Genomic DNA, 8,967 nt, shown 5'->3' on the forward strand with positions numbered 1-8,967 from the left:
AGCCGCTCACCGCCGGAGAGCACGCCGCGGCGGGCCGGTCACACACCGGCGGCTCACATCGCGGGGGCCCCCTTCTCCGTGAGGACGCCCCCGTCAAGGCGCAGCCAGCGACCGACCCCGATGTCGGCGAGGAAGCGCTCGTCGTGGCTGATCACGACGAAGGCGCCCTGGTAGGAGTTGAGCGCGCTCTGCAACTGGGCCGCGCTGACCAGGTCGAGGTTGTTGGTCGGCTCGTCGAGCAGCAGCAGGTGGGGGGCCGGTTCGGCGCACAGCACACAGGCGAGGGTGGCGCGCAGCCGCTCACCGCCGGAGAGCACGCCCACCGGCAGGTGGGCCCGTGGGCCGCGGAAGAGGAAGCGGGCGAGCAGGTTCATGCGCTCGGCCTCGGGCCGCTCGGGGGCGAACGCGGCGAAGTTCTCCGCCACGGTGCGGTCCAGGTCCAGCAGGTCGAGGCGCTGCGAGAGATAGGCGATACGGCCGTCGTTGCGCCTGATCCCGCCGCTGTCCGGCGCGAGGTCGCCGGTGATCAGACGCAGGAGGGTGGTCTTGCCCGCGCCGTTGGGTCCGGTCAGTGCGATGCGCTCGGGTCCGCGCACGGTCAGGTCGACACCGCCGTCGGCGAACACGGCCCTGTCGGCGTGGTGGACCTGCATCCCCTCGCCGAGGAAGAGGTTGCGTCCGGCCGGTACCCGGGTGTCGGGCAGCTCGATGACGATGCGCTGGTCCTCGCGCAGCGCGCGTCCGGCCGCGTCGAGACGGGCCTTGGCCTCGCTGACCCGGGTGGCGTGCAGCTGCCCTGACCGGCCCGCGGACTCCTGCGCGCCGCGCTTCATGTTGCCCGCGAAGATACGGGGCAGACCGGCGCTCTTGAGGTTGCGGGCGGCGTTGCTCTGGCGCCGTTCGGCGCGCTCGCGGGCCTGCTGCATCTCGCGCTTCTCGCGCTTGAGCTCCTGCTCGGCGTTGCGGATGTTCTTCTCGGCGACCTCCTGCTCGGCGCGCACGGCTTCCTCGTACGTGGTGAAGTCGCCGCCGTAGAAGCGCAGTTCGTCCCCGTTCAGCTCGGCGATGCGTTCCATGCGGTCCAGCAGCGCTCGGTCGTGGCTGACCAGGAGCAGACAGCCGGTGAAGTCCTCCAGTACGTCGTAGAGCTTGTGGCGTGCCTGGAGGTCGAGGTTGTTGGTCGGCTCGTCGAGGAGCAGCACGTCGGGGCGCTTGAGGAGCTGGGCGGCGAGGCCGAGCGAGACGACCTGGCCGCCGCTGAGCGTGCTCAGGCGGCGGTCGAGGGCCAGGTCGGCCAGGCCGAGGCGGTCGAGCTGGGCCCGGGTGCGCTCCTCGATGTCCCAGTCGTCGCCGATGGTGGTGAAGTGCTCCTCGCTCACATCCCCGGACTCGACGGCGTCCAGGGCGCGGATCACTGCGGCGATGCCGAGCACTTCGGCGACGGTGAGGTCACCGGTCAGGGGGAGGCTCTGCGGGAGGTGGCCGAGGGTGCCGCTGAACGACACCGAACCGGTGGCGGGCGTGAGCTCCCCGGCGATCAGCTTGAGCAGGGTGCTCTTGCCGGAGCCGTTGGGGGCGACGAGACCGGTACGGCCGGTGACCAGCGTGAACGACAGGTCGGTGAATACCGGGGTGTCGTCGGACCAGGCGAAGGAGAGGTTCGAGCAGGTGATGGCGGCGTCGGACATGGAGGAGACCTCGCGGATGTGCGGGCAGACAGACCTCTGCCCTGGGCAGGGTGGGGAAGGGGTACGACAAAGACGGCCACGGCGGCAGCGCGTACCTCAGTGCGCGGCGCTTGGGTCAGCGCCGGGCGCACCTGTCGGCGCCGGCCAGTGGCCTGTCACATCCGGATCTCATCCGGAGATGTCGTCTTCACCCACCACGTCTGCGACTCCTCGGTCATCTGGTCCAGGTCTGACCCTGGCCATGGGCAGCGTAGCAAATGACGCCGGGCCGGACCCGGGGACAGTCAGCCGACCCGGTAGCGCACCGGCAGGGACCGCACGCCACGGATGATGCCGGAGCCGATCCAGTCGAGTGCGTCCGGCGGCGTCGCCAACTCCAGTTCGGGGACGCGGGAGAGTAGGGTGCGCAGCGCGATGGTCGCCTCCAGACGGGCCAGCGGGGCGCCCAGGCAGTGGTGGATGCCGTGGCCGAAGGCGAGATGGCGGGCGCCGGGCCGGGTCACGTCGAGAGCGTCCGGGGTGCCTCCGTCCGCCTGCGGAGCGTCGTGTCCGGCCGAGCCCAGGGCGACGACGACCATGCTGCCCCGGGGGATCGGCACCCCGGCGAGTTCGATGTCGCGTGCGGCGTAGCGGTTCGTGGAGCGCTCGACGGAGGTGTCGTGGCGCAGGAACTCCTCCACCGCGCCGGGCATCAGCTCCGGCCGCTCGCGCAGCAGCCGCAGCTGTTCGGGGTGGCGCAACAGCGCCAGCACGGAGTTGCCCAGCAGATGCACCGTGCTCTCGTGGCCCGCGACGACCAGCATCAGGGCCGTGCCGACCAGTTCCTCCTCGGAGAGCCTGCCGTCCTCCTGATCGCGCACGGCCACCAGGGCGGAGAGCAGATCGTCCTGCGGTCGGCGCCGCTTGTCCGCCACCAGCTGGGCCAGCAGCCCGTGCAGAGCGGCGAGTGCCGTCCGGTGCTCGGGCGAGGCCACTTGGAGCGCCTGTCCGGCCCAGCGGCGGAAGTCGCGGTGGTGTTCGTGCGGGATGCCGAGGAGTTCGGCGATGACGGTGGCGGGCAGCGGGGCGTTGAACGCCTCGACGAGGTCGGTCTCACCCGAGGGCGGCAGCGCGTCGATGAGGTCGTGGGCGATCCGCTCGACGCGCGGCCCCATGTCGGCCGTACGGCGTGGGGTGAAGGCGGCGGAGGCCAGGCGGCGCAGGCGGGTGTGCTCGGGCGGGTCGGCCTCCATCATCTGGGCGCCGAGGCCGACCGAGGGCTTGTTGAGGACGTACCCGGCGGCGGCCAGTGCCGCGGCCGCCGGGGTGGAGTCCTTGAGCAGGTCGGGGTGGGTCAGGGCGTCCCGTGCCAGGTCGTAGCCGACGATCACCCAGCCCTTCAGGCCGAGGTGGAACTCGGCGGGGTGGATGGGCCCGAGCTCGCGCAGCCGGGCGTAACGCGCGGGCGCGTCCGCCTTGAAGGCGGCATCGAGGACCACTCGGTGCCTTTGCTGCCCCTGGTGCGGGCACTGCTCGTCAACGCTCATGCCGTGCTCCTGTGTCGAGGTGAGGCGGATTCGGTCCGGCGGCCCGGATAGAGAGGTCAGGAGGTTCCCAGGCCGTGCAGGAGGGTGTCGACGACGACATCGGCAGCCTGCCCGGGAGTCAGTTCGGGCATGTGCCGTGAGATCAGGTGCATCAGTTGCGGCAGCAGCACGCTCGCCCACCCCTCGGGCCGGTCCCCGCGCAGGAGGCCCTCGTCGGTGGCGCGCCGCAGGAAGGCGTCCACCTCCTCGACGGAGGCGTTCCTGCGGCGCCGGACCGCGTCGTCGGTGAGCATGCGGGCGAGGTCGACGGGCCAGGTGCGGTTGACGGCGATGATGTTCTCGACGTACCGGTGCAGGGCCACGGTGACGGGCGCCTCGCGCAGCCGGGCCTCGGCGATGGCCTGCTCGATGGCCGTGAGCCGGGCCTCGTGGATGGCGGTGAGCAGCTCCTCGCGGGAGGCGAAGCGCCGGTAGACGGTACGCCGGTCCACGCCCGCCGCGGCGGCGATGCTCGCGATGCTGGCGCCGGGGTCGTCGGCGAGCATACGGGCGCCGGTGGTCAGGACGGATTGGAGGTTGCGTGCTGCGTCGGCTCTCACCGCACAGAGTCTATGCACGGCTGTGCAAGGTGACCTGCGTAGCGCCACTGTCCGGTGCGGTACGCCCCGACAAGTGCCGCAGCGTCATGACCTTTGTGCGGGGAGGCGGTCGGCGTCGCGGACGGCCCGGGCGAAGGCGGCGGGCGCTTCCTGCGGCAGGTTGTGTCCCACGTCCGCGATCGTGCGGTGCTCGTACGGGCCGGTGAAGTGGTCGCGGTAGGACGCGCCGTCGCCGGGCGGCGTGAAGGGGTCGAGGGCCGCGTCGAGAGTCACGGTGGGCACGCCGATGGCGGGCTGGGCGGCGAGCCGCTTCTCCCAGCGGTCGTAGCGGGGCTCACCCTCGATGAGGCCGATGCGCCAGCGGTAGTTGAACAGGACGATGGCGGCGTAGTCCGGATTGCGGAAGGCCTGGGCGGTGCGCGCGAACGTGGCGTCGTCGAAGTCCCAGTCGGGTGAGACCAGCGTCCACACGTAGCGGCAGAACGCGATGCGGTCGTCCACGTTCTCCATGGTCTTCTTGCCGCGCTCGGTGGCGAAGTACCACTGGTACCACCAGTTGTGTTCCACACCGGGGGCTGCGGGTTCGAGCTGCGCCTTGACGTTGGTGATCAGGTAACCGCCGGTCGAGACCAGGGCTTTGACGCGCTCGGGCCACAGCGCGGCGATGATGTCGGCGGTACGCGAACCCCAGTCGAAACCGGCGAGCACCGCCCGTTGGATCTTGAGTGCGTCCATCAGGGCGACGACGTCGAGGGCGACGGCGGACTGCTCGGCGGTCCGGGGCGTCCGACGGGACAGGAAACGGGTGCCGCCGTGTCCGCGCAGATAGGGAACGATGACGCGGTAGCCCTGGTCGGCGAGGAGCGGGGCCGCGTCGACGAAGCTGTGGATGTCGTACGGCCAGCCGTGCAGGCAGACGACGACCGGGCCGTGGGCCGGACCGAGTTCGGCGTACTGGATGTCGAGAACGCCCGCCTTGACGCGCCGCAGTGCGGGGAACGCGATGTGGGCGCCGGGGGAGATGGCCGTGACGGCCGAGGCGCTTGAGGCCCCTGAGGGACTTGAGGGGCTTGAGGCATTCGAGGTGACTGACGTGGACGCGGCGGCCGTCCCCGCGTTCAGGCCGGGCAGTGCGACGGCAGCGGCTCCGGTGCCCAGCCCCACGGCCTTGCCGAACGTACGCCTGTTGATCATCTGAACCCCTTGTCATCCCTGCCCGGCCGAACTGGCCCTGCTCGCCGTGAGATTGACACAGGAGGCGTCACCAGTCAAACAGGTGACGCAAAAGAGCCGCCGGTTTGAGGCGAGGCCGCGCCCGCATCTTGATGCGCCACTAACAAGGCTAAGTGCTACATTCATGTGCCAGTTACTTCGTCGGTCGTTCCGGGCGTCACGCCCACCCGCCACCGACACGTGCCACTCGTCACCGCCACTGTCACCGTTTTTGAGAGAAGGCCGAGCCCATGTCCACCCCCACCTCCACCTATCCCCGCCTCTTCATCGGCGGCTCCTGGGTCGAGCCGAGCGACCCCGAACTCCTCGATGTCATCTCGCCGCACGATCAGTCACTGGTCGGCCGCGCCGCCCAGGCGCGCCCCGCTGACATCGACCGGGCGGTTGCGGCGGCGCGGGCGAGTTTCGACGCGGGGGTGTGGCGGCTGACGCCGCCCGCTGAGCGGATCGCGGTGCTGCGGCAGTTCAACGCGCTGCGCGAGGCGAACGCGGAGAGGATCGCCGACCTGACCTCCCGGGAAGGGGGCGCACCGCGGTGGTTCACCCGGGCCGGGCAGTCAGGACTGACCCGGCAGGCGAACGCCTACCTGAAGGCGGCGGAGGAGTTCGCCTGGGAGCAGACGCTCGCCCCTTCCGGCCCTGGACCCGGCCCCGACTCCGCGCCCCGGGTGCGCAGTGTGGTGCGCCGCGAGGCGGTCGGCGTCGTGGCCGCGGTCATCCCCTGGAACTCCCCGTTCTCCTCGGCCACTTCGAAGATCATCCCGGCGCTGCTCGCGGGCAACTCCGTGGTCCTCAAGGTGTCTCCGGAGAACTCCCTCACCATGGGACTGCTGGCCGAACTGCTGGAACGGGTGGGTCTGCCCGAGGGTGTGCTCAGCGTCGTGCCCGCGGACCGGGCGACCAGCGAACACCTGGTGTCGCACAGGGACGTCGACAAGATCGCCTTCACCGGCTCGACGCGGGCGGGCCGCCGCATCGCCTCGATCGCCGGGGAGCGGCTCAAGCGGGTCAGCCTGGAGCTGGGCGGCAAGTCCGCCGCGATCATCCTGTCGGACGCCGACCTCACGAAGGCTGTGGCAGGCGTGAAGTTCGGCTCCCTGCTCAACAATGGCCAGTCGTGCATCGCCCAGAGCAGGATCCTGGCCCCGCGCAGCCGGTACGAGGAAGTCGTCACCGCTCTGAAGGACCTGGTCGAGTCGCTGAAGGTCGGCGAGCCGAGCGCCCCTGACACCTTCATCGGCCCGCTGATCAGCCCCGGCCAGCAGGAGCGCGTACGGGAGTACATCAGGCTCGGCATCGAGGAAGGCGCCCGTCTCGTCGTGGGCGGCCCCCAGGTCCCCGAGGGTCTTGAGCGGGGCAACTACGTCACCCCCACCGTCTTCGCCGACGTCGACAACTCCATGCGCGTCGCACGCGAGGAGATCTTCGGTCCCGTCCTCGTCGTCATCGCCTACGACGACGAGGACGAGGCCGTCCGTATCGCCAATGACTCCGAGTACGGCCTCTCCGGCGGCGTCTGGTCCCGCGACGAGGAGCACGCCCTGGCGATCGCCCGCCGTGTGCGCAGCGGCACCGTCACGGTCAACGGTGCCTCCGTCGCCTTCGACGGCCCCTTCGGCGGCTTCAAGGCCAGCGGCATCGGCCGCGAATACGGGGCGGTCGGCCTCGGCACCTATACGGAGTACCAGACCATCACCGTCTGACCCAGCGGGGCCGCCCCCTTGACCGTGCGTCCACCATGGGAACATACTCGTCACCAGTTAGAACGGTGACGTCAATGGGTGACTTCGCGACTGTGTGACAACGAAGTGGAGACCGTCCATGGAGATCAAGCTCGCTGGGGAACGCGCCGGGCAGCTTGCCGAGGAGCCCGTCGGCGACGCCGTCGCGGCGGCACGGCACGAGCGCTACGGCCGCCTTCCCGAACGCGTCCGCTTCGAGGACATGACCGAGCAGGTGCAGGCCGGTCCTGGCGGCACGCCGGACGGTTCCTGCCAACCCGAGGGCTCCTGGAAGTACTACTCGTGCCTGGCCCTCGACATGGGGCTCTAGGAGCCTCTGGGCGCCCGGCCGAGCAGCGCGCCGTCCGCCGGTCACCTTTTCCCGGCGCCGTACGTCAGGGCAGTGAAGCGATACGCACACGCCCTGATGGAGAGAGAACGATGGAGACGCGTTCACGCACGGCCGAGGTCCCGATGGTGCCGAGGATGACCGAGGACCCCGCCCGGCTCGTACCGGAACTGGCGGACGTGTCCGCCGCGCTGTTCAAGGTCACCGGGAACGGCTCGGTGCCGCGTCCGACGATCAGCCTGGTCCAGTTGCGGGCCGGGCAGATCGTCGGCAGCACGTATCTGACCGTGCTGCACACCGGGTTTCTGCGCAAGGCCGGTCAGCCGGAGGAGCGGATCACGTCGGTGGCGTCCTGGCAGGACTCGCCGTACTTCACGGCGGCCGAACGGGCCGCACTGGCTCTGGTGGAGGCCGTTCTCACCCCCGCCACGGAGGGCGAGCGGGTCTCGGACGACCTGTATGCGCGGGCGGCCGAGCACTACGGACCCAAGGCGCTGGCCACGCTGATGTTCGCCATCGGCCAGGTCAACTTCTTCGTCGCGGTGGCTCTCATAGCCAAGCCGGTACCGGGCAGGTCGTTCACCGACCCATGGAACTAGGAATCAGGAACTAGGAACCAGCAACTAGGAACCAGCAACTAGGAATCCGGGTCCGCCGCCGGGGCCGACGAGTGGCCGCCCCGCCCCGAGGGCTCGGCGGCGGTCCGTTTGCGGTCGATGCGGCCCACGACCGGCCCGGCGGTAAGTCCGTGCAGCACGACCGACATCAGCACGGTGAACGTCACCACGGCCCACAACTCCCGTGCCGGTACGGGGAAGTCGGTCTGGCCCAGCGCGTAGGCGAGGTAGTACAGCGAGCCGATGCCGCGCAGCCCGTAGAACGCGACCACCCGGCGCTCGCCTCCCCGCAGGGAGGACCCGGCCAGGCCGATCCACCCGGTCAGCGGCCGGATCAGAAGCAGAAGCAGCAGCCCGGTGAGCGCACCCTGCCAGGTCAGCGGGGCCAGACCGCCCGAGGCGATGAACGCGCCCATCAGGAAAAGGAGCGTGGCGGTGAGCAGGCGCTCGATCTGTTCGACGAAGTCGTGGAGCACGTTGTGGAAGCCGTGGGCGCGCTCGGCCGCCCGTACCGCGCACGCGGCGGTGAACACGGCGAGGAAGCCGTAGCCTCCGGCGACTTCGGTGATCCCGTAGGCCAGGAAGGTGGCGGCCAGGGCGACGAAGCCCTCCCGGTACTCCGCCAGCCGCAGCACCGGAGAGCGGGTCCGGAAGAACAGCCACCCCAGCACCCGGCCGACCAGCAGCCCGCAGACCACGCCGAGCACGGACTTCAGGACGACGTCCTCCAGGACCCACGTCCCGACCCAACCGGTCGACCAGCCCGCGCCCGCGGCGGCGGCCAGCGCGATGGCCCCGTAGGTCAGCGGGAAGGCCAGACCGTCGTTGAGCCCCGCCTCGCTGGTCAGGGCGAACCGCACCTCGTCCTCGTCGTGCTCGTCCTCGGTGGGCTCACCCACCCGTACCTCCGAGGCGAGGACGGGATCCGTCGGCGCGAGGACCGCCGCGAGGAGCAGGGCCGCGGCCGGGGGCCAGTCGAGCAGCCACCACGCCACCACCGCCGTGACCGCGACCGTCAGCAGCATCGTCACGCCGAGCAGACGCCACGTCGAGGCCCACAGACGGCGGCCCACCGGCCGGTTCAGCGCCAGACCGGCGCCCATCAGGGCGATGATGACGCACAGTTCGGTCACGTGCTCGGTCAGCAGCCGGTGCTCCACCGGATCCACCGTCGGCAGCGGCAGCGGAAGCAGATAGACCCCGATGCCGCTCACCAGGAACACCACCGGCAAGG

The 8,967-nt window shown here is 70.6% G+C and carries 8 protein-coding genes; 3 read left to right on the forward strand and 5 right to left on the reverse strand.

The window, feature by feature from the left end:
* Positions 1-53: 53 nt before the first annotated feature.
* The 4 genes from abc-f to AB8Z36_RS21045 all read right to left on the reverse strand — a co-directional run bounded on the left by abc-f (position 54) and on the right by AB8Z36_RS21045 (position 5,007).
* On the reverse strand, positions 54-1,688 hold the full coding sequence (gene abc-f / locus AB8Z36_RS21030) for a ribosomal protection-like ABC-F family protein (RefSeq protein WP_369214900.1): 1,635 nt from the start codon (positions 1,686-1,688) through the stop codon (positions 54-56).
* 284 nt (positions 1,689-1,972) lie between these two features.
* Positions 1,973-3,214: a cytochrome P450 family protein gene (locus AB8Z36_RS21035; protein WP_369214901.1), complete on the reverse strand. Its 1,242-nt coding sequence runs from the start codon at positions 3,212-3,214 to the stop codon at positions 1,973-1,975.
* 56 nt (positions 3,215-3,270) lie between these two features.
* The gene (locus tag AB8Z36_RS21040) at positions 3,271-3,759 is read right to left on the reverse strand and encodes a TetR/AcrR family transcriptional regulator (RefSeq protein WP_369214907.1); all 489 of its coding nucleotides are present in this window, start codon (positions 3,757-3,759) and stop codon (positions 3,271-3,273) included.
* A gap of 138 nt (positions 3,760-3,897) precedes the next feature.
* Entirely contained in the window at positions 3,898-5,007 is a 1,110-nt protein-coding gene (locus AB8Z36_RS21045; RefSeq protein WP_369214902.1) for an alpha/beta fold hydrolase, read from the reverse strand.
* Positions 5,008-5,276: 269 nt separating this feature from the next.
* Here AB8Z36_RS21045 and AB8Z36_RS21050 point away from each other — a divergent pair, with 269 nt between their 5' ends.
* From AB8Z36_RS21050 to AB8Z36_RS21060, 3 genes are all read left to right on the forward strand, one after another.
* On the forward strand, positions 5,277-6,749 hold the full coding sequence (locus AB8Z36_RS21050) for an aldehyde dehydrogenase (RefSeq protein WP_369214903.1): 1,473 nt from the start codon (positions 5,277-5,279) through the stop codon (positions 6,747-6,749).
* A gap of 118 nt (positions 6,750-6,867) precedes the next feature.
* Entirely contained in the window at positions 6,868-7,098 is a 231-nt protein-coding gene (locus AB8Z36_RS21055) for a hypothetical protein (protein ID WP_369214904.1), read from the forward strand.
* A gap of 110 nt (positions 7,099-7,208) precedes the next feature.
* Positions 7,209-7,715: a carboxymuconolactone decarboxylase family protein gene (locus AB8Z36_RS21060; protein WP_369214905.1), complete on the forward strand. Its 507-nt coding sequence runs from the start codon at positions 7,209-7,211 to the stop codon at positions 7,713-7,715.
* 38 nt (positions 7,716-7,753) lie between these two features.
* Here AB8Z36_RS21060 and AB8Z36_RS21065 read toward each other — a convergent pair whose 3' ends face one another.
* On the reverse strand, positions 7,754-8,965 hold the full coding sequence (locus tag AB8Z36_RS21065) for a cation:proton antiporter (RefSeq protein WP_369214906.1): 1,212 nt from the start codon (positions 8,963-8,965) through the stop codon (positions 7,754-7,756).
* Positions 8,966-8,967: the final 2 nt, after the last annotated feature.

It is taken from the genome of Streptomyces flavofungini (assembly GCF_041028215.1).
Taxonomy (GTDB): Bacteria; Actinomycetota; Actinomycetes; order Streptomycetales; family Streptomycetaceae; genus Streptomyces; species Streptomyces flavofungini_B.